The following is a 19,764-nucleotide window of genomic DNA, read 5'->3' on the forward strand; positions in this document are numbered from 1 at the left end:
AATTTTCCGGATTCAGTGAATGTGTCCGGATATTATTTGCGCGCACGTCACATAAATCGATATCATGACTTATCTATCAGATATTACATATTTGCATATCTAAGTCATAATCATGGACTCAAAACACTTACGAAGCTTTCTGCACATTGCTGAATTGGGCAGCCTTAGCCAGGCCGCTGCCCGGCTGGATATCAGTCAGCCCGCACTCAGCCGCCAGCTCAAAGCACTTGAAGATTCTGCCGGCTCACGCCTGCTGCACCGGACAGGTCGCGGAGTACAACTCACGGAAGCCGGTGAGATACTGGCTGAACGGGCACGCATTATTATTGATGAAATGGAAAAGCTCAGCAGCGAGCTGGCCGGCTTACAGGGTGAAGTGCGTGGCGCCCTGTGTATCGGCTTTCCCCCAACAGCAGGAAGCCGGCTTGCCGGACCGGTCGTTGAAGCATTTCACAAACGCTATCCAAACGTGCAGTTACGGGTCGTACAGCTACTTTCAGGGGCACTGGAACGTGCGTTACTGGAAGAACGTATTGATATGGGTATCCTCTACAAAGGCGCCCTCAGCGCAAACCTGAGCACTGAACTGCTCTGGCAAGAGTCCATGCAGCTGATTGCCCCGCCCGACACGCACCCGATTAACGGTGATTATCCGGAAATACAGGGCAATGAAATATCACTGACCGATGCACTGAAACTTCCGCAGATTCTACCCAACCGCCCTCACGGTCTGCGGGCATTACTTGAAAGGGAAGCGTTCCGGAACAATCAGCCCCTGAATACAGTCATCGAAGCTGAATCCATGCAGATTCAGATTGAGCTTGCCCGACGGGGGCTTGGCTATACGGTGATGCCAGAAGGCATAAAACTGCCTGAAGAAGTACGTACGCTGAAAATCAGCAAGCCAGGCCTGCAACGGCAATGCCTGCTGGCCTGGTCAAAGGATCATCCGCTGAGTAATGCAGGTAAAGCGATGCGAACCATCCTGCAGCAGCACATTGAGGATATCAAAGCCGGCTGAATGTACCGGCACAGAATATTTCGAGGTTAATCAGCCGCCCGGCTGAACAGCCGATAGAAGTTATCCGTGGTGATTCGCGCCACATCTTCGACACGCAAGCCTTTAATATCAGCAATGCATTGCGCGACTTCAGCCACATAAGCCGGTTCATTTTGCTTACCCCGGTACGGCACCGGTGCCAGATAGGGTGAATCTGTTTCGATCAGCATCTTATCCAGCGGCGTCTGCTTCACAACTTCGCGGAGCTCAGCGGCATTTTTAAAGGTAATAATGCCGGAGAAAGACAACAGATAATTCATATCCAGCGCCTGCCGCCCCATATCCCAGCTTTCAGTAAAACAATGCAGAACACCGCCTACTTCAAAGTCAGCATGGTGCCGGAGAATATCCAGAGTATCCTGGCGTGCATCCCGGGTATGCACGATAACAGGGAGTTTACTTACCTTTGCCGCATCCAGATGATTAATAAAGCTTTGCTGCTGGATCTCAACAGTATCCTGCTGATAAAAATAATCCAGCCCGGTTTCCCCCAGCGCGACCACTTTCGGCAATTCTGCTTTAGCCAGCAACTCATCTACCGTAACCGGTGATTCTGCAGTATTCAGTGGATGCACCCCCACTGAAGCGTATACCTGATCAAGCCCGGCAATCTGATCATACATCGGTGTAAAGTTCTGCATATCAACACAGACACACAGCATTTTGCTGACCTGACGCTCAGCGGCGCTCGTCAATACACGGGAAAGGGTATCGCCAGAGGAGAAATCCAGTTTATCTAAGTGGCAATGGGAATCTACAAACATCGGACCTGATCACAACATGGGAAAAAAGTGCCGGCATTGTAAGGGAAAAGACACAGAAAGTAAGCAGCAAAATAGTGCTTAAAAGGGAGAAATGCGTGGCTGCAATATTATACAGCACACTACATAGTGTCAGTACGGCGACCGGAATTCAGAGCACCGGTCAGGTAGGTTTCAATCTTTCGTACCAGGGTTGAATCTTCCTGTGATAATTGAATGCCGATACCGGGAATACGTCCACCCTGGGCTGCACGGGGCGTTACCCAGACAACTTTTCCGGTAACCGGAATCTTGTCATCCTCTTCCATCAAGGTCAGCAGCATAAACACTTCTTCCCCTAACTGATATGTCCGGGGAGTCGGAATAAACAGACCGCCGTTAACGATGAACGGCATGTAGGCCTTATACAAATCCTCTTTGGTATTGATCGATAATGACAATATGCCATGGCTCATGCGAGGAATTACTGACATCTGGCCAAAGTCTCCCTGATCTGAATACTTATTCGAATACTGTCCTGTCCGGTGACGGTATGTAACAACCGCTCACCGTGCACACAGCTTACTGCATTGGCTGCCAAGATTAAAGATTAACGCAGGCTCTGCCAGCCGAACAGAAGCTTCTCTAACAGCAATTGCTTATTGGGATTTAACCGAAACATCACAGACTTACGTGCTTCATGCACTTCATCCGCAAAGGCAAACAGCTGCTGCGGGTCAGCCCGGCGGGAAACCGCCAGCAACATATTCTGAACATCCCTGTGACGCAGCAGCTCAGTATCTTCCTGCCCGGCAGCCAGACGGGCAATATCATTCACCAGCCCGTAAAGCCAGGCCAGGATCAACTCCAGATCTTCTTTATGCAGGGCCTGCGCCACTTCAATGGTACTGCGGCGGTTTTTCAGGATATCAGCCAGACCGGCCAGCACCTTGCTCCGCAGCCCCAGATAATCCTGCTGCTTGTAAGCCATAGCCTGCAACGGAGAATTATGCGCAATACGCAACAGCTGTTCAGCATCCCGGGGTTCCATTTCCAGCTGAGTTGCCAACCACTGGGCAGCCATTTGTCCGTCAGGCGCCACACAGTCAACGCGCTGACAGCGACTCTTAATCGTCGGCATCACCTGACCTGAACGGTGGGTAATCAACAGCAGAACAGTATCCTTACCCGGCTCTTCCAGCATTTTTAGCAAGGCGTTAGCAGCATTCACATTCATGCTTTCCGCCGGATCAATAATCACCACCCGGTAGCCGCCCTGCTGGGCCGTCGAGTAAATAAACTCCGTAAGCTCACGGATCTGGTCAACCTTAATAGGCTTACCCGGCTCATCAGGCTGCAAATGGAACAAATCCGGATGACCGCTGCTCTGCGCCAGCTCACAACTGCGGCAATGCCCACAGGCAGCGTCATTCTTTGGCGACTTACATAACAGATAACTGGCTGTTGCCATCGTAAAACAGGCTTTACCGATCCCCTTAGGGCCGTTCACCATCAGCGCATGGGGTAACCGCCCCTGCTGCTTAAGGTTGCACAGATACTGCCAGCGCTCCTTAAGCCAGGGCAGCACTACCGGATGATCTTGCCAGAGCTCTTCACTCATTTGGAATTCCTGCGAAATTATCTCTTAAGCTGTCAGATGCCGGTCAAGAAAAGCCGTCATCACCTTACGGATCTGCGCCTGAACATCCGCCAGCGAAACCGAAGCATCAATAACAGCAAACCGCTGAGGGTCATCAGCCGCCCGCTGCAGGTACGCTGCACGCACCCGCTCGAAGAAGCTCACCTGCTCCTGTTCAAAACGGTCCAGCGCACCGCGCTTAGCTGCCCGGGCAAGGCCGATTTCTACCGGCACATCCAGCAACAGGGTCAGATCCGGCTGCAAGCCTTTCTGCACCCGCTGTTCAAGATCCAGAATCAGACTCTGATCCAGCCCCCGGCCGCCGCCCTGATACGCAAAGGTAGCATCCGTAAAACGGTCACACAAAACCCACTGCCCGTCATTCAGAGCCGGCTTAATCACTGCCTGCAGATGCTGCGCACGGGCAGCAAACACCATCAGTAACTCAGCATCATCAGCAACCGTCTCCTCACGGGGCGACAGCAACATTTCCCGCAGCTCCTCTGCCAGCGGTGTACCGCCCGGCTCCCGGGTCAGCGAAAAACTGACACCGGCCTCTGCCAGCATACTTTCAATGAATGCCAGATTCGTCGACTTACCTACGCCTTCTGTACCTTCGAGTGTAATAAAACACCCCTGACGATCACTCATATACTTCCTTTGTTTATTCAGGTGCGGAACGGTATGACGCTTTACGCTTTAACTGATACTCACGTACCGCTTTGTTGTGCTGCTTAAGGGTAGCGGAGAACTGATGACTGCCATCCCCTTTGGCGACAAAGTACAGCCACTTTTCACCTTCCGGATGCAATGCAGCTTTAATGGCTTCACGGCCGACCATTGCAATCGGTGTTGGCGGCAATCCGGGGATTGTATAGGTGTTGTAAGGCGTAGGGGTACGTAAATCTTTTCGGCGGATGTTGCCTTTATATTTATCACCCATACCATAAATAACGGTCGGGTCAGTCTGCAGGCGCATACCGATCTGCATCCGGCGCACAAACACCCCGGCAATCACCGGGCGCTCCGAACTCAAACCGGTTTCTTTTTCAACAATAGACGCCATGATAAGCGCCTCATAAGGATCCTTATAAGGTAAAACCTTACTTTCAAACTTTTCTGCGCGGGCCTGCCACTCTTCAGTCAGCACTTTTTCCTGCAACTGATAGGCTCTGCGTAACAAGTCCAGGTCCGTCATCCCACGCTGGAACTGATAAGTATTTGCCAGGAAGCGCCCCTCAGGATGTTGTCCTTCCAGCCCCAGCGCAGTCATCAGCTGCTCATCACTGAGACCATCGGTTTCATGAATCAGCACTTCGCTCTCAGCTAAACGCTGGCGCAACTGCTTAAAGGTTGAACCTTCAATCAGGGTAAAGCGGTAGGAAATACTTTTGCCTTCTACCAGTTGAGCAACCAGCTGCCGCGGAGTAACACCTGGCTCAATCTGATATTCGCCGGCTTTCAGCAGATGTCCAACCTTTTGCATACGTACATAAAACGCCATCCAGTCAGGTTTCGACAACAGCCCCCTTTCAGCAAGCTCACGCCCTACCCGCGGAAAGCTGCTTCCGGACTTAACCAGCACAATTTCCGGCTGATCAAGCTGCAAAGGCTCATCAAGATAACCATTAAGTGAACGCCAGCCAAAATAAAGCGCCAGAGCGACGACCGCCAGCGTTAACAGAAATGAAAAGGCGATTTTACGTAACATATACTTCCCGTTGTTATTATTGCTCTTCAGCCAGCCACTGATTCAGCTGACGGCTTAGAGTACCGATCTGCCAACGCTGCTGTAAACCGGTTGATACACACTCAGTGACCGGCCAGATACCAATGACACTGTTAGTCAGAAATACTTCATCGGCATCCAGCAGATCTGCAGGCTGGTAACGGCCGATATTCACTTTAATCTGTAATTCCCGGGCCCGCTCAATCAGCCGCTGCCGAATAATGCCGTCTATTCCACAGTAAGTCAGATCAGGCGTAAACAGCTCACCGTTTCGCGTCCAGAACAGGTTACTCATGGTTCCTTCAACCAGATAACCTTCCATATCACAGACCAGGCCTTCAGAGATATCAGGCTGCTGCCATTCACTGCGGGCCAGAACCTGCTCAAGCCGGTTAAGATGCTTTATTCCTGCCAGCTGAGGATTCAGCCCCAGACGGGTTTCGCACAGCATTACCCGGATGCCGTTTGTCTGCGGATCTGCCGGCCAGACTGGAAAAGGATTGAGTTGCAGAATACGGTTTGGCGTCAGCGGTTCTGTTACCGCATAGCCTCTGCCGCCTGCTCCGCGGGTGAGAATCATTTTAAGAACTGTACGTTCAGGCAATGATTCAGTGGCTGCTAACAGCTTAACCAGATCATCAGACAGAGCATCTGACAGACTGTTATCAAAGGGAATACCCAAACGCTCAGCGCCAAGCGCCAGACGCTGCATATGCAACTGCCAGCCCTGCGGCTTACCTTCTATAAGCGTCAGGGTTTCAAACAGCCCCTGACCGTATGCCAGCCCCCGGTCCTGCACACTGAGCGTGCTGGCCGGCTGACCATTGACGATACAACTAAGCATGGGAATTCTCTCTAACGATACAGCGCGCTTTACGCACAGCAGAAATAATAAAGGCGTGCCTGGCACGCCTTTATTTTATACCGCTCAGACTTTTCGGAAAATCAGGGTACCGTTAGTACCGCCGAATCCGAAGGAGTTGGATATTGCCGCTTCGATCGTTGCCTGCTGTGCGGTATGCGCCACATAGTTCAGGTCACAGCCCTCAGACGGGTTATCCAGGTTGATGGTTGGCGGTGCAACCTGATCACGGATAGCCAGCACACTGAAGATCGCCTCAACAGCACCGGCAGCACCCAGCAAATGACCGGTCATCGACTTGGTGGAGCTCATACGGACATTTGCCGCAGCTGCTTCACCCAACACCAGCTTGGCAGCATTGGATTCAGCAATATCACCCGCCGGCGTTGAAGTACCGTGGGCGTTGATATAGTGAATCTGTTCACCATTCAGACCAGCATCACGCATAGCATTCGCCATAGACAGTGCTGCACCGCTACCATCTTCCGGCGGTGAAGTCATGTGGTGTGCATCATCACTCATACCGAAGCCAACGACTTCTGCATAGATTTCTGCACCACGGGCTTTCGCCGCTTCATACTCTTCAAGCACCATCACACCGGCACCGTCACCAAGCACGAAACCATCACGGTCACGGTCCCACGGACGGGAAGCCGCTTGCGGATCATCGTTGCGGGTAGACAGTGCACGTGCCGCAGAGAAACCGCCAAGACCTAAAGGTGTGGTAGCCATCTCTGCACCACCGGCGATCATCACGTCAGCATCACCGTACTGAATCATACGTGCCGCCTGACCGATATTATGCGTACCTGTCGTACATGCAGTAGTAATAGCAATGTTCGGGCCCTTAAAGCCGTACTTAATCGCCAGGTTGCCGGCAATCATATTAATGATGCTGCCTGGCACAAAGAATGGTGAAATCCGGCGCGGACCACTCTTATTGAGAATATCATGGGTATTTTCAATCATCGGCAAACCGCCGATTCCGGAACCTATCGCGACGCCGATACGCGATGCGTTCTCTTCAGTGACTTCAAGACCCGCGTCCTGAATCGCCTGAATGCTTGCCACCATGCCGTACTGGATAAATAAATCCATTTTACGGGCGTCTTTAGGGTTCAGATAACCGTCAAGACTGAAGTCTTTAACAGACGCTGAAAAACGTGTACCAAAGGCAGATGCATCGAAATGAGTGATTTCAGCAGCACCACTAACGCCGTTTAGTATATTCGCCCATGTCTCCTGGACAGTGTTACCTACCGGGCTAAGCATGCCCATGCCGGTGACGACAACTCTTCTACGAGACATTCAGATCCTCCTGGGGTTTGGTGACAAAAAGAAAAGCCGCACTATATCGCTATAGTTGCGGCTTCTCGGTATTCTGGGTATGTCGATTACTGATTTGCGTTAATGTAATCGATTGCCAGCTTAACGGTAGTGATCTTTTCAGCTTCTTCGTCAGGAATTTCAGTTTCAAATTCCTCTTCCAAAGCCATCACCAGTTCAACGGTGTCCAGAGAATCTGCACCCAGATCTTCTACGAAAGAAGCTTCAGTGGTAACTTCGTCTTCTTTTACACCAAGCTGTTCAGCGATGATTTTTTTAACGCGCTCTTCGATGTTGCTCATAACTCTTCCTATTTTTTATCGACAGTCACATCCGTAGATGCGAACAGGGATTTTATTAGAATCCGCCGCCTTGGATCAAGCCTAACGGCAATTTTATCCAGTGAGCTGCGGCCCATTATCAACAATTTGACAAAAAAAACAATTCCCGTGAGAGAACTTTAAGACATATACATGCCGCCATTGACGTGGATCGTCTCACCCGTCACATAGCCGCCTGCGTCACTGGCTAAAAAACCAACAACAGATGCAATTTCTTCAGGCTGTCCCAGACGCCCCAGAGGGATCTGTGACTGCAATGTATCTTTGTGCTCCTGCGGCAAACCACTGGTCATATCGGTATCGATAAAGCCAGGTGCTACACAGTTCACAGTGATGTTACGGGAAGCAACTTCACGGGCCAGTGCCCGGCTGAAACCTTCCATACCGGATTTGGCAGCCGCATAGTTTGCCTGACCGGCATTACCCATAGAGGCAACCACTGAACTGACGTTAATAACACGGCCCCAGCGAGCCTTAGTCATACCGCGCAGACAACCCTTCATCAGACGGTACACAGATTTCAGATTGGTATTCATAACAGAATCCCACTCGTCTTCTTTCATACGCATCATGATGTTATCCCGGGTGATACCGGCATTATTAACGATGATAGCAACCGCACCGTACTCATCCTGTACAGTCTTTACCACCGCCTCTACTGATTCATTGGATCCCACGTCCAGGTTCAGACCGGTACCGCTGACACCTGCCTGCTGCAGGTATTCAGCAATGGATGCCGCACCGTTATCACTGGTTGCAGTACCGATTACCACAGCACCCTGGCGACCCAGTTCCAGCGCAATCGCCTTACCAATTCCCCGTGTGGCACCGGTAACCAGGGCTACCTTACCTTCAATGCTCATACTTTTCTTCCTATAATCACGATTCTGACGACCGTGTTTAACTTAATGCTTTTTCAAGTCCGGCCGGCTCATTAATTGCAGCCACATTCAGCGGACGGTGTACCTTCTTATTGAGGCCGGATAACACCTTACCCGGACCACACTCAACAATGGTTTCAATTCCTTCAGCCACCATATTCTGGACACTGTTGGTCCACAATACCGGGCTGTACAGCTGCGCAAGAAGATTCTGTACCAGCGCATCAACGTCTGCTGCAGGCTGTGCGGTAAAATTCTGCACAACCTTGATATCAGGCATACGGATTTCAATATCAGCAAGCGCCTTTTCCATCTGCTCAGCAGCAGGACGCATCAGTGCACAGTGAGACGGCACACTGACAGGCAGTGGTACAACGCGCTTCGCACCCGCTTCTTTGCAGGCTGCGCTGGCACGCTCAACAGCATCTTTATTACCGGCAATAACAACCTGCCCCGGGCAGTTGTAGTTAACCGCCGAAACAACTTCATCACCTGCAGACGCAGCACACGCCGCTTCAATAGCATCATCCGCCAAACCCAACACCGCTGCCATCGCACCTGTACCCGCCGGCACGGCCTGCTGCATGAATTCACCGCGCAGCTTCACCAGATTTACAGCATCTTTAAAGTCAATCGCACCGGCACATACCAGTGCCGTATATTCACCCAGACTGTGACCCGCCATTACAGCAGGAGTTTCACCACCCTGCTCCTGCCACAGGCGCCATAAAGCGACACCGGCGGTCAGCAGCGCAGGCTGGGTACGGTCAGTCTGATTAAGATCCGCTTCAGGACCTTCCTGAGTCAGCGCCCACAAGTCGTACCCCAGCACTTCAGATGCTTCAGCAAAGGTCGCTTGAATAACAGGATGAGATTCTGCCAGCTCAGCCAGCATGGAAAGGTGTTGGGAGCCCTGTCCCGGAAAAGCAAACGCAAGAGACTGCTGCATTATTACCTCAATTCGCAGATGAATGCCCGAAACCTGTAACAACAAAATAGAATAACTACAGGCTCAATTGACAGCGTAGTTTACAGTATTCCCCTGAAAATAAAACGCCTTAACGGCTCAGGGAGATCTTTTCAGACGGTATTTAATCGCTATGGATTTTTTCCAGCTGACGGTTAATACAATTAGGCACATCCATGCTGACTTCAGCGACCGCCTGATCAATGGCATAACCGAAACATTGCCGGTCAGCCCCGCCATGACTTTTAACCACAATGCCCTGCAAACCCAGTAAGCTGGCACCGTTACGGCGGGCCGGATCAATGTAGCTGGCAATATCCTGCAGCACAGGCTTCACCAGCCAGCCCAGCAAACGCCGGAACACGCTGCCACTAAACCCATCCCGAAGCTGTCGGCCGATCAGCCTGGCAACCCCTTCGCTGCTCTTCAGCGCAATATTGCCAACAAAGCCGTCGCAGACCACCACATCAACCTTGCCGGCACAGATATCATCACCTTCAATAAAGCCGGCGTAATTAATGCCGCCATGCTCTTTGATCAACCGTGATGCCAGCTTTACCTGCTCATTCCCTTTAATTTCTTCTTCACCAACATTCAGCAGCCCCACTTTCGGCTCAGCAATGCCGGCAACTGCCTGGGTCATCACTGATCCCATAATGGCAAACTGCAGCAAATGCTCAGCACTGCAGTCCACGTTTGCCCCCAGATCCAGCATATAGCTGTCACCTTTACGGGAAGGAATTGCAGTAATGATTGCCGGCCGGTCAATACCGGGAAGCATTTTCAGCACAAAGCGGCTCAGCGCCATCAGCGCACCGGTATTCCCCGCACTGACACAGGCCTGCGCATGGCCATCAGCCACCAGACACAATGCTTCATGCATAGAGGTTTGTTTGCGCTGCCGCAGGGCATGAGAAGGCTTATCCGTATTACCGATTACTTTATCGGCATGCAGAACCGTCAGCCGATCAGCAAACTGCTGTCGCTCGGCAGAAGGAATATAAGCAGAAATTTCATCCTGCTGACCCACTAAAGTCAGGGATAAATGAGGATGACGCGTAAGCGCATCAATACAGGCGGGAATAACAACGCGGGGACCGAAGTCCCCGCCCATCGCGTCAATCGCGATTCGCATATAGTCAGACCGACTTATTACTCGTCGTCTTGCTGCGCAACAACCTGCTTACCACGGTAGAAACCGTCAGCACTTACGTGGTGACGACGGTGAGTTTCACCAGTAGTTGCTTCTACAGATAGAGTTGGGTTGCTCAGAGCGTCGTGAGAACGGCGCTGACCGCGACGTGAACGAGTTACTTTGCTCTTTTGTACTGCCATGGGTTGTAGCTCCTATTATCAAAGCTTAATCAAGCTTACCGCCTTTCAGTGTGGCTAAAACACTGAAAGGGTTAGTTTTATCTGAATCTGTGTCTGTCGAAGTGTCCGTTACTTCTTCACCGAAGGAGGTCTGGATGCTGCAGTCATCATGGTATGGCACAATTGGCAGCGTCAAAATTAACTCTTCTTCAACCATTGTCAGCAATTCAAGCTCATCCCCTTCTACGATCAGCGGATCATAGTACTTAGGCAGATTCTTGGCATGCTCCTCAGTCGGCGCAATGGCTAGATTGAACTTCGCTTCGACATCAATCTCAACCGGTTCCAGACAACGCTGACAGGTCATTGCTAACTTGCCACCTGCACTGCCCTGAACCGTACGTATCTTCAGTTCATCACGATCAAACTGTAAATCGATCCACACCTCAGCCTGATCATCAACTAACATTGATGTCAGATTTGGCATGAATTTCAGTTCAGTTGAACCTTCAATTCGTACTCCCCGCTCAGCAAGCTTACGCGGGTCTATTTTCTTTGGTATTGGGACGTTCGACATAAGCGCGCCATGATAGGGATCAAAATCCCTGCTGTCAAAGGAAATAACCCTTTGCAAGATAAAAAAAACCGTTAATATCTACCGCTCGCCTATCCTGTTAATCTGATTGGAATATCTGCCCGATGCCAGCGCTTATTTTAGCCTCATCTTCACCCTACCGACGCGCCCTGCTTGAACGTCTGAATCTGCCGTTCAGCTGCGCATCTCCGGACATTGATGAAACCCCTCAGCAAGATGAATCACCAACCGATTATGTTGCCCGCCTGGCGCTTGAGAAAGCCCGCGCACTGGCCCCTCAACACCCGGATGCCATTATCATTGGCAGTGATCAGTGCTGTGTACTGGACGGCACCATTGTCGGCAAGCCCGGTAACTTTGACAACGCAAGCAAGCACCTGCAGGCATGCTCAGACAAACACGTTACCTTTCTGACCGGCTTGTGCGTACTGAATAGCGCCGATAACAGCCATCAGGTATGCGTAGAACCTTATCACGTACATTTCCGCACCCTAAGCCAGACAATGATTGAAAACTACCTGAACGCAGAGCAGCCTTATGACTGCGCCGGCAGTTTTAAAATGGAAGGACTGGGAATTGCGCTGTTCAGCAAACTGGAAGGAGATGACCCTAACAGCCTGATTGGCCTGCCGCTGATCCGCCTGATCAGCATGCTGGACCAACAGGGACTACGGGCTATTTAACCGTCAGAACCTGCCTGATAAAACGCTGCCCGGGATTCCTCCTGCGGCAGCACCTCCCAGGCAGCTTTTGAACCGACATATATATGCATACCGATTTCAATATCCGGGTCACCGTCAACGCAGCCAAGCGTAACCCCGTGAATCCGCCCGTCATAAATACCGGTCAGTGTTGAGCCACAAACTTTACAGAACTGCAGCCCAAATCCCTGCTCACCTATGTAACTGGTCAGGAGTTCTTCACCGGACGTCCAGCTGAACACTTCTTCATCAAGCAACGCATAGGCAGATGCCTGGGCACTGAACGCTTTGCGACACCGGGAACAGTGGCAACTGCGCGCATCCCGCAAACTGCCCTCTACCCGGTAGCGGACAGCCCCGCAAAAACACCCACCGGTAATTGCCAAAGGATTATTGCAACCGTACCGGGGTATCCAGCCCTAACTGGGTACTCATCGCTTTAGCAAAACTTACACCCAACTGATCCGCCAGTTCTTTCAGCGGTGACACCTGAGGCGAATACTCAATAAGCTGCTCAGCGCCAACAATATCCCGCGCTACGGTACTGCTGCTTGCCAGACCATCAACCAGCCCCAGCTCAAGCGCCTGTTCACCGGTCCATACCAGACCCGTATACAGATCCGGATTATCCTGCAGCCGCTCACCACGACCCAGTTTTACCTGCTCAATGAACTGCTTATGGGTCGTATCCAGAACGGTCTGCCAGAACTGCCGATCCTCTTCCCGTAACGGCGAGAACGGATCCAGCAACGCTTTGTTATCACCGGCAGTCAGAGCACGGCGCTCAACCCCTAGCTTGGACATCAGATCAACAAACCCAAAGCCGGATGACACCACACCGATAGAACCTACCAGGCTGGCCTTATCCGCATAAATTTCATCCGCTGCAGCGGCAATGTAATACGCACCGGACGCTCCTATATCGGTAATGACTGCATACAGTTTCTTTTCCGGATACAGCAGGCGTAATCGCTTAATTTCATCGTATACATAGCCTGACTGCACAGGGCTGCCGCCCGGGCTGTTAATCCGCACAAGCACTGCCTTTGAATCCTCAGCTTTAAAAGCACTGCGCAACGAATGAATAATGGCATCCGCATTGGCATCCTGTCCGTTAGCAATCGGACCATTTACCTGAACGACCGCAGTATGTGGCGCACTGTCCAGCGCGTCCGAAGAAAACGGAGACTGCAGCAAAAAAACGCCCAGAATGGCGAACAGATATAAAAATGTCAGGGATTTAAAGAAGATCCCCCAACGTCGGGACTTCCGCTGCTCACTCTGCAGGCTCATGATCAGCCGTTCAATCAACCGCCACTCTTTGGTTGCCCGCAGTTTTTTCTCTTCAGCGTCAGCGTTAACCGCTACCTTCTCAGCTCCGGCGGTCATATTTTCTGCCGACTCTGCTGAAGCCTGCTCTGTTAGATTATTCTCTGCTGTTTGATTATGCCCGGCAGCCTCATCCTCTGGCGCTGCCTGCCAATGCTTATCTGACACGTAACTCTCCCGGCACAGCCTGCATTACTGTACCCTTCTATAACTATATTTTAGACCTGTAAGCGCTATATCCATAACCGCTTACCGCCACAAACCACTTAAAACTAAACTTCCAGATAACGGCTTTCCAGCCAGTTCACCATCTCAGTAAAACTGTGTACTTCTTTCACTGGCTTAAATGGTTGCATACGCTCCAGGGTATGCACCCCGTAACTTACTGCCAAACCATCCACGCCGGCATTCGCTGCCATTTCCATATCATACTCAGTATCGCCAATCATCAGCGCATGCTCCGGCGCAACACCCGTCTCTGCAAGAATTTCATGAATCATCAGAGGATCCGGCTTCGAAGCAGTTTCATCCGCCCCACGGGACGCTACAAAAACGTCACCTAATCCGGTAGAAGCAAATACCTTGCCGATACCCCGGCGACTTTTACCGGTTGCCACCGCCAGCACAAAGCCCTGACGCTGCAGCTTCTCCAGACCTTCCCTTACACCGGGAAACAGTTCTACAGGTGTAGGATCATCTCCCAGAAAGTAATACCCGTAACGCTCCCGCATAGGCTCGATCATATCATCGGCAATACCGGGAATCAGAATGCGGAACGCTTCCGGCAAACCCAACCCGATAATGTCACGGATTGCAGCATCCGTTAATTCAGGCTGCTGTAAGTCTCTCGCTGCATGCTGCATACAGGCAACAATCCGCGCAGCGGAATCCATTACAGTTCCGTCCCAGTCAAAAATCAGCAGCTTATACAAGCGATACTCCTTAAAACCCACAAAATCTGGCCGGCATACAAACGTTCTCTGACGGCCGGCACAACAGATAAAACACGAAAAATCAGCTGCCTACATTATATGAATGCCCCCGAAAGTAAACCGGGCAATTCACGTCACAGGACTTGTATGCACTGTTAGACTCAACTAGGCTAGTGAGTTCACTCAGAATTCTCTGACACGCCAGCTTCTGCCAGCATCCGGCCCTGCCGGACAAGCACTTCGGAACAGCCAGTCAGAACAGTGACTCAGGCAGGATAAGTCATGCAGCTCAGCCGCTTCAGCGATTACAGTTTACGTGTACTCTTCTACACAGCCACCAACAACCACCGCTTGTGCCAGCTTGCAGAAATTGCTGACTTCTTTGATATTTCTGTAGAGCACTTACGCAAGGTCGTACACGGGCTCGCCAAATCCGGCTATCTGGAAACATTCAGAGGAAAGAAAGGTGGTATACGGCTGGCCATTGCGTCTGAAGACATTAATCTTGCCGAGGTCATTGCCCTGACGGAAGGTATGCGACCACTGGTCGACTGCACCGGACAGGAATGCTGCCTGTCACCCGCATGCGGCCTGAAAAATATTCTCGCCCAGGCCCAGGCTGCCATGATGAAAACCCTGGCTCAGTATTCACTGGCAGATATTTTAGACGACCCGCAGATGCAAAGCCGTCTGATCGTCACCAGCCGCTGATTTACTCAGCCAGTTCCAGTTTCTCACTGGCAACAATTACACCGTTGTTGTCAGCATAAACATAGTGACCCGGTGTAAACGTAGCACCGCCAAAATTCAGCGCGACATTCAGCTCACCCACACCTTTCTTTTCAGTCTTCATCGGGTTAGGTCCCAGCGCCTGAACACCCAGATCCAGCTCACCGATAGCATTCACATCACGGATACAGCCGTAAATAATGATACCTTCCCAGCCATTCAGCGCAGCCTTCTCTGCCAGCATATCGCCCAGCATGGCACGGCGCATTGAGCCGCCACCGTCAACAACCAGCACCTTACCCGCACCCGGCAGTGCAACCTGCTCACGAACCAGCGAGTTATCTTCAAACGCTTTCAGAGTGACGATTTCACCACCAAAACGCTCACGCCCGCCATAATTGCCAAACATTGGCTCAACGACCTGAATTTTTTCCGGAAACTGGTCACACAACTCTGGTAATAAATCGTCCACGAAGCACTCCTTAATTATCTTTATACGAATACATATCAGTTACCGCATCATCCTCGATATCAGCCGCTGATGCACTACCACTTAAGAGGGAAAAACAGGGTTATTCAGCATCTTTTTCGAACAGATAACTGTCAATCCCACCTTCATCATCATTATGACTGCGGTATTCCAGCAGCGTCAGCCCCGCCTGAGGCTGACCAGAAAAATCACAGAACTCAGCATCGCCAAGGCAAAATCTTGCCGAAAAGCCCTGCTGCTGATGCTGCCTCTGATTAAACGTCGCCAGCCAGATACGGCCTCCCGGCGTCAGCAAGCCGGACAAGGCTACCAGCAGCTCCGGTGTTGGCCTGAAATAACTCATCACCACATTGTCAAAACGGCCCAGCTGCTGCAATACAGCCGTGTCATCAAGATCCACACAACAGGTTTTAACTGCCAGCCCGGCATCTTCAGCAAAGCCCGCCAGACGATTCAGTCCTGTTGCTGATATATCCGCAGCGGTTACTGCAAAACCCTTTTCGGCAAGAAACAGGCTCGCAGCACCGTCACCACTGGCAATGTCCAGCACAGTACCGGATTTAAGAAACGACCATTCGGCCAGAAGAGTTTTTGGCGCCCCGGGCGGGACTGAAGGCTTACCGGCATAACGCTGGTCCCACTTAATACGGTCTTGCTGCATAACGGCTGATAATCCACGACTGAAACAGGCCGAGATTATGCGCACAAGCAAAGAGACGGGCAAGCAATGCCTGCCCTGCGTGATTCAGGAACCTGATTTATCACGGGCAGACAACTGCCGGTCCATCTCCCCGTACTGGCGCTCATAGGCCTGCGGATCTGACTGCCACAAGCGATAAAGCTTGCGGTCATTTTTAGCCATCGGGGGCACCTGCTGATGCCGGCGTTTCCAGGCCCGCCAGCTAAGCGGACCAAACACCAACAGAATAAATATCAGCAACAGTGGCCATGAAACATCACTATCAATCATTACAGCCTTCTTAATTTAACGGCTCAGATACAACAGTCTCTGCAACGGATGAGGAATCTGCTGCTGATCCTGCCTCTTCACCTGACTCCTGCAAGAGTAGCCCGTGGCAACCAGACGATCACGGTTTTCAGGGGCATTCACCACCCCGGACCAGCTCATTTTATAGATTCCCGCAGAGGTGTCAGCATTTTCTGCTTCATGGCCGTAGGTGCCGGACATACCACAACACCCGGTAGCAGCCTGAGTCAGGGTCTGGCCGCAATCCGCAAAGATCTGCTGCCAGCCTTTCATGCTGGCTGCCGCTGAGGTTTTTTCCGTACAGTGCGCCAGCAACACAAACTCACCAGCCCCCAGATTATAATCCGCCGCATAGCCTTTTAAGGCATCACTCTGCCCTGCCAGCCACTCCTGCAACAACTGCACCTCAACCTGATCCCGCTCAGGGTTATCACGGTATTCCTGGCGATAGGTAAGCGTCATGGCCGGATCTATCCCCACCAGTGGTACACCGGTACTCTCCAGCGCCTTCAGCATTTCCGTGTTCCGATCAGCGGTTTTTTCGAAGCCTTTCATAAAGCCATGAACATGCAGCGGCTTACCGTTTGGCATAAACGGCGCAAGCAGTACATTAAATCCAAGCCGTTGCAGCAGTTCGATAACATCCAGCACCAGCTGCACTTCGAAGTGACTTGTAAATGCATCCTGCACCAGAATCACACTGCGAACACGGTCTGCCTGATTCAGACGGGCAATCCCGCTGACCGTTGCCAGCTCAACCGCCTGCGCCTCCAGCTGTCCGGCCAGACTCTCCGGAGACATTGCCGGGTTATCGATCAGCCCCAGCAACTTAGCAGTTGCTGCCCGCATTGCCGGCCGCTGAGTCAGGGCATTATACAGTCCCGGCCATTTCGCTAAGGCCGGCAACAAAGGCTCCAGCCCCGCCAGCAGATAATCCTTGACCGGGCGCATATAACGGCCGTAGTACAACTCGAGAAAACGGGCACGGAAATCCGGTACATTGACTTTAATCGGGCACTGCGCCACACATGACTTACAGGACAGACACCCCTGCATTGCCTCATAGACTTCATGGTTAAAATCATACTGGCCACGCTTCAGTGAAAGCGTATTAAGTAACCGGCCGGGCAAGGTAAACAGAAAATTAGACGCACGGACCTTATGATACTCCGCCACAGGATCAGTATTATGCTCAGCCAGCTGCTTCAGCCACTCCCGCACCAGTGAAGACCGCCCCTTGGGAGAATGCTTACGCTCCCGGGTTACCTTCCACGAAGGACACATTGCATCCTTCGGATCGTAGTTATAACAGGCGCCGTTACCGTTACAGAACATCGCCTGACTGTACTCATCTCTGGCTGCCAAAGGAATCAGACGGTCTTGCTGCCCTCTGGTAGGAACCTCATCAATTTTCAGCAACTCAGCACCGCTGTCAGCCGGCGTGGCGATTTTGCCCGGATTCAGCTGATTAAAGGGATCAAAGCCCGCTTTCAGGCGCTGCAACTGAGGATACAGCTCGCCAAAAAATGCCGGGGCATATTCAGAACGGACGCCCTTACCATGCTCCCCCCAGAGCAAACCGTTGTACTTCTGCGTCAGCGCCACCACACCGTCGGTGACCGTCCGCACCAGAGCCTCATCAACCTCATCCTTCATATCCATCGCCGGACGCACATGCAAAACACCAGCATCCACATGGCCAAACATGCCATACGCCAGCCCGTGCTGATCCAGCAACGCCCGGAACTCTGCAATAAAGGGGGCCAGATTTTCCGGCGGCACCGCGGTATCTTCCACAAAAGGAATCGGCCGCTGCTGCCCCTTGGCATTTCCCAGTAAACCCACAGCCTTCTTACGCATAGCCCAGACTTTACTGATTTCTGCACTGCCATAAACCACAGAATAGCCGAAGCTTTTTGCCGGCTGTTGGTTCACCTCATCCAGATACGCAGTCAGCCGTGCCACACCGGCTTCCAGCTCAGCCTGACTTGCTGCGGTGTACTCAACCAGGTTAATACCTTTAATCTCCGGCTCAGCAGCATCCTGTGGGAAATAGTCTTCAACGGTCTGCCAGACAATATCCTGCATCGCCAGCGACAGCACTTTTGAATCGATGGTTTCGACTGAGGTCGGGCCACAGCCCATTATTTGCTTGGCATCCTCAAGGGAATCCTGAAAACCGGCATATTTAATATTCACCAGCGCCGCATATTCAGGAATCGGCAACACATTCAGCTTTGCCTCTGTGATAAACGCCAGGGAACCTTCCGCACCACAAAGCACCGAATTCAGATCAAACAAACCTTCTTCGGTACGGATGTGGGCAAGATCATAACCAGTCAGGCAACGGTTAAGCGGAGGAAACACATCAACGATAAGCGCCCGGTTTTCACTGTGAATCGCATCAACCAGCCGGTGCACTTCGCCGACTTTATCATTACGCTGCTTTACTGCTTCCAGCTCAGCATCCGTCATAGGTTCCGACAACCACTCGCTGCCGTCCAGGAATACTGAATTCAGCGCCAGCACATGATCCCGGGTTTTACCGTACAGACAGGAGCCCTGACCGCTGGCATCGGTATTAATCATGCCACCGATGGTGGCCCGGTTACTGGTGGACAGCTCAGGCGCAAAGAACAACCCGTGTGGTTTAAGCGCAGCATTCAGCTGATCTTTAACCACCCCGGTCTGCACCCGGACCCAGCCTTCCTCTGCATTGATTTCCAGAATCTGATTCATATGACGGGAGATATCGACCACAACCCCGTCAGTCAGCGACTGCCCGTTGGTACCGGTACCGCCACCCCTCGGCGCCAGAACAACGTCTTTAAAACGCGCTTCGCTGGCCAGCTTTGCAATCATCACCAAATCGGATGTTTGCTTTGGATACACCACCCCCTGGGGCAGTACCTGATAAATACTGTTATCCGTTGCCAGCACAACCCGGTTGGCATAATCAGGATTCACATCACCGGCAAACCCTTTAGCAGTTAACTGATTGAAAAACTCCAGATACAGACTCTGTACCGGATTCAGATTATCAAGACGGGGGATCATACAATCACTCTTTATAATTTATTAACAATCACTTACAGCTAAAATTAAAACTAATACATAACAACCTGAAAAGCTGTAAACGAT

23 protein-coding genes are annotated in these 19,764 nt (G+C 51.6%); 3 read left to right on the forward strand and 20 right to left on the reverse strand.

The annotated features are described in order from the left end of the window. The first annotated feature begins 112 nt into the window (after positions 1 to 112). Positions 113 to 1,021: a LysR family transcriptional regulator gene (locus JYB63_RS03645; RefSeq protein ID WP_205656441.1), complete on the forward strand. Its 909-nt coding sequence runs from the start codon at positions 113 to 115 to the stop codon at positions 1,019 to 1,021. Positions 1,022 to 1,047: 26 nt separating this feature from the next. On the opposite strand, the gene JYB63_RS03650 is transcribed toward JYB63_RS03645, so the two are convergent. From JYB63_RS03650 to JYB63_RS03710, 13 genes are all read right to left on the reverse strand, one after another. After that, on the reverse strand, positions 1,048 to 1,824 hold the full coding sequence (locus JYB63_RS03650) for a TatD family hydrolase (protein WP_205656442.1): 777 nt from the start codon (positions 1,822 to 1,824) through the stop codon (positions 1,048 to 1,050). A 119-nt stretch (positions 1,825 to 1,943) separates the two neighbouring features. Beyond that, positions 1,944 to 2,294 (reverse strand): PilZ domain-containing protein, encoded by a 351-nt coding sequence (locus tag JYB63_RS03655; RefSeq protein WP_205656443.1) that lies wholly within the window; start codon positions 2,292 to 2,294, stop codon positions 1,944 to 1,946. 116 nt (positions 2,295 to 2,410) lie between these two features. After that, entirely contained in the window at positions 2,411 to 3,421 is a 1,011-nt protein-coding gene (locus JYB63_RS03660; protein WP_205656444.1) for a DNA polymerase III subunit delta', read from the reverse strand. Positions 3,422 to 3,445: 24 nt separating this feature from the next. Next, on the reverse strand, positions 3,446 to 4,090 hold the full coding sequence (gene tmk, locus JYB63_RS03665) for a dTMP kinase (RefSeq protein ID WP_205656445.1): 645 nt from the start codon (positions 4,088 to 4,090) through the stop codon (positions 3,446 to 3,448). Positions 4,091 to 4,103: 13 nt separating this feature from the next. Beyond that, entirely contained in the window at positions 4,104 to 5,150 is a 1,047-nt protein-coding gene (gene mltG, locus JYB63_RS03670; protein WP_205656446.1) for an endolytic transglycosylase MltG, read from the reverse strand. A 16-nt stretch (positions 5,151 to 5,166) separates the two neighbouring features. Continuing rightward, on the reverse strand, positions 5,167 to 6,012 hold the full coding sequence (gene pabC, locus JYB63_RS03675; protein ID WP_205656447.1) for an aminodeoxychorismate lyase: 846 nt from the start codon (positions 6,010 to 6,012) through the stop codon (positions 5,167 to 5,169). An 84-nt stretch (positions 6,013 to 6,096) separates the two neighbouring features. Then, positions 6,097 to 7,338, reverse strand: coding sequence for a beta-ketoacyl-ACP synthase II (fabF, locus tag JYB63_RS03680; RefSeq protein ID WP_205656448.1), 1,242 nt, complete (start codon positions 7,336 to 7,338; stop codon positions 6,097 to 6,099). A gap of 86 nt (positions 7,339 to 7,424) precedes the next feature. Beyond that, positions 7,425 to 7,658: an acyl carrier protein gene (gene acpP / locus JYB63_RS03685; protein WP_205656449.1), complete on the reverse strand. Its 234-nt coding sequence runs from the start codon at positions 7,656 to 7,658 to the stop codon at positions 7,425 to 7,427. 158 nt (positions 7,659 to 7,816) lie between these two features. Further along, positions 7,817 to 8,560, reverse strand: a complete 744-nt coding sequence (gene fabG / locus JYB63_RS03690) for a 3-oxoacyl-ACP reductase FabG (RefSeq protein WP_205656450.1) — start codon at positions 8,558 to 8,560, stop codon at positions 7,817 to 7,819. A 37-nt stretch (positions 8,561 to 8,597) separates the two neighbouring features. Then, positions 8,598 to 9,527, reverse strand: coding sequence for an ACP S-malonyltransferase (fabD, locus tag JYB63_RS03695; RefSeq protein WP_205656451.1), 930 nt, complete (start codon positions 9,525 to 9,527; stop codon positions 8,598 to 8,600). A 142-nt stretch (positions 9,528 to 9,669) separates the two neighbouring features. After that, the gene (gene plsX, locus JYB63_RS03700) at positions 9,670 to 10,680 is read right to left on the reverse strand and encodes a phosphate acyltransferase PlsX (RefSeq protein WP_205656452.1); all 1,011 of its coding nucleotides are present in this window, start codon (positions 10,678 to 10,680) and stop codon (positions 9,670 to 9,672) included. A 17-nt stretch (positions 10,681 to 10,697) separates the two neighbouring features. Beyond that, positions 10,698 to 10,880, reverse strand: coding sequence for a 50S ribosomal protein L32 (gene rpmF / locus JYB63_RS03705; protein WP_205656453.1), 183 nt, complete (start codon positions 10,878 to 10,880; stop codon positions 10,698 to 10,700). Between the two features lie 25 nt (positions 10,881 to 10,905). Further along, positions 10,906 to 11,436: a YceD family protein gene (locus JYB63_RS03710; protein ID WP_205656454.1), complete on the reverse strand. Its 531-nt coding sequence runs from the start codon at positions 11,434 to 11,436 to the stop codon at positions 10,906 to 10,908. A gap of 122 nt (positions 11,437 to 11,558) precedes the next feature. On the opposite strand from JYB63_RS03710, the gene JYB63_RS03715 reads away from it, so the two are divergent. Next, positions 11,559 to 12,137 (forward strand): Maf family protein, encoded by a 579-nt coding sequence (locus tag JYB63_RS03715; RefSeq protein ID WP_205656455.1) that lies wholly within the window; start codon positions 11,559 to 11,561, stop codon positions 12,135 to 12,137. Here the strand turns inward: JYB63_RS03715 and JYB63_RS03720 are convergent. The 3 genes from JYB63_RS03720 to JYB63_RS03730 all read right to left on the reverse strand — a co-directional run bounded on the left by JYB63_RS03720 (position 12,134) and on the right by JYB63_RS03730 (position 14,437). Continuing rightward, on the reverse strand, positions 12,134 to 12,541 hold the full coding sequence (locus tag JYB63_RS03720) for a GFA family protein (protein ID WP_205656456.1): 408 nt from the start codon (positions 12,539 to 12,541) through the stop codon (positions 12,134 to 12,136). The genes JYB63_RS03715 and JYB63_RS03720 overlap by 4 nt on opposite strands. A gap of 4 nt (positions 12,542 to 12,545) precedes the next feature. Then, positions 12,546 to 13,652: a signal peptide peptidase SppA gene (sppA, locus tag JYB63_RS03725; RefSeq protein WP_336510845.1), complete on the reverse strand. Its 1,107-nt coding sequence runs from the start codon at positions 13,650 to 13,652 to the stop codon at positions 12,546 to 12,548. A gap of 104 nt (positions 13,653 to 13,756) precedes the next feature. Continuing rightward, positions 13,757 to 14,437: an HAD-IA family hydrolase gene (locus JYB63_RS03730; RefSeq protein WP_336510846.1), complete on the reverse strand. Its 681-nt coding sequence runs from the start codon at positions 14,435 to 14,437 to the stop codon at positions 13,757 to 13,759. Between the two features lie 261 nt (positions 14,438 to 14,698). Here JYB63_RS03730 and JYB63_RS03735 point away from each other — a divergent pair, with 261 nt between their 5' ends. Then, complete coding sequence (locus JYB63_RS03735; RefSeq protein WP_205656458.1) at positions 14,699 to 15,127, forward strand: RrF2 family transcriptional regulator; 429 nt, start codon at positions 14,699 to 14,701, stop codon at positions 15,125 to 15,127. Position 15,128: 1 nt separating this feature from the next. Here the strand turns inward: JYB63_RS03735 and rraA are convergent, their stop codons facing one another. The 4 genes from rraA to ydiJ all read right to left on the reverse strand — a co-directional run bounded on the left by rraA (position 15,129) and on the right by ydiJ (position 19,680). Continuing rightward, the gene (rraA, locus tag JYB63_RS03740; RefSeq protein ID WP_205656459.1) at positions 15,129 to 15,617 is read right to left on the reverse strand and encodes a ribonuclease E activity regulator RraA; all 489 of its coding nucleotides are present in this window, start codon (positions 15,615 to 15,617) and stop codon (positions 15,129 to 15,131) included. A 100-nt stretch (positions 15,618 to 15,717) separates the two neighbouring features. After that, positions 15,718 to 16,296 (reverse strand): class I SAM-dependent methyltransferase, encoded by a 579-nt coding sequence (locus JYB63_RS03745; protein ID WP_205656460.1) that lies wholly within the window; start codon positions 16,294 to 16,296, stop codon positions 15,718 to 15,720. Positions 16,297 to 16,380: 84 nt separating this feature from the next. Next, positions 16,381 to 16,605: a hypothetical protein gene (locus JYB63_RS03750; protein ID WP_205656461.1), complete on the reverse strand. Its 225-nt coding sequence runs from the start codon at positions 16,603 to 16,605 to the stop codon at positions 16,381 to 16,383. A 15-nt stretch (positions 16,606 to 16,620) separates the two neighbouring features. After that, positions 16,621 to 19,680 carry a D-2-hydroxyglutarate dehydrogenase YdiJ gene (gene ydiJ, locus JYB63_RS03755; protein WP_205656462.1) on the reverse strand — a complete coding sequence of 1,020 codons (3,060 nt, stop codon included), beginning with the start codon at positions 19,678 to 19,680 and terminating at the stop codon, positions 16,621 to 16,623. Between the last annotated feature and the right edge of the window lie 84 nt (positions 19,681 to 19,764).

Source organism: Aliamphritea spongicola (assembly GCF_017051665.1).
Taxonomy (GTDB): Bacteria; Pseudomonadota; Gammaproteobacteria; order Pseudomonadales; family Balneatricaceae; genus Amphritea; species Amphritea spongicola.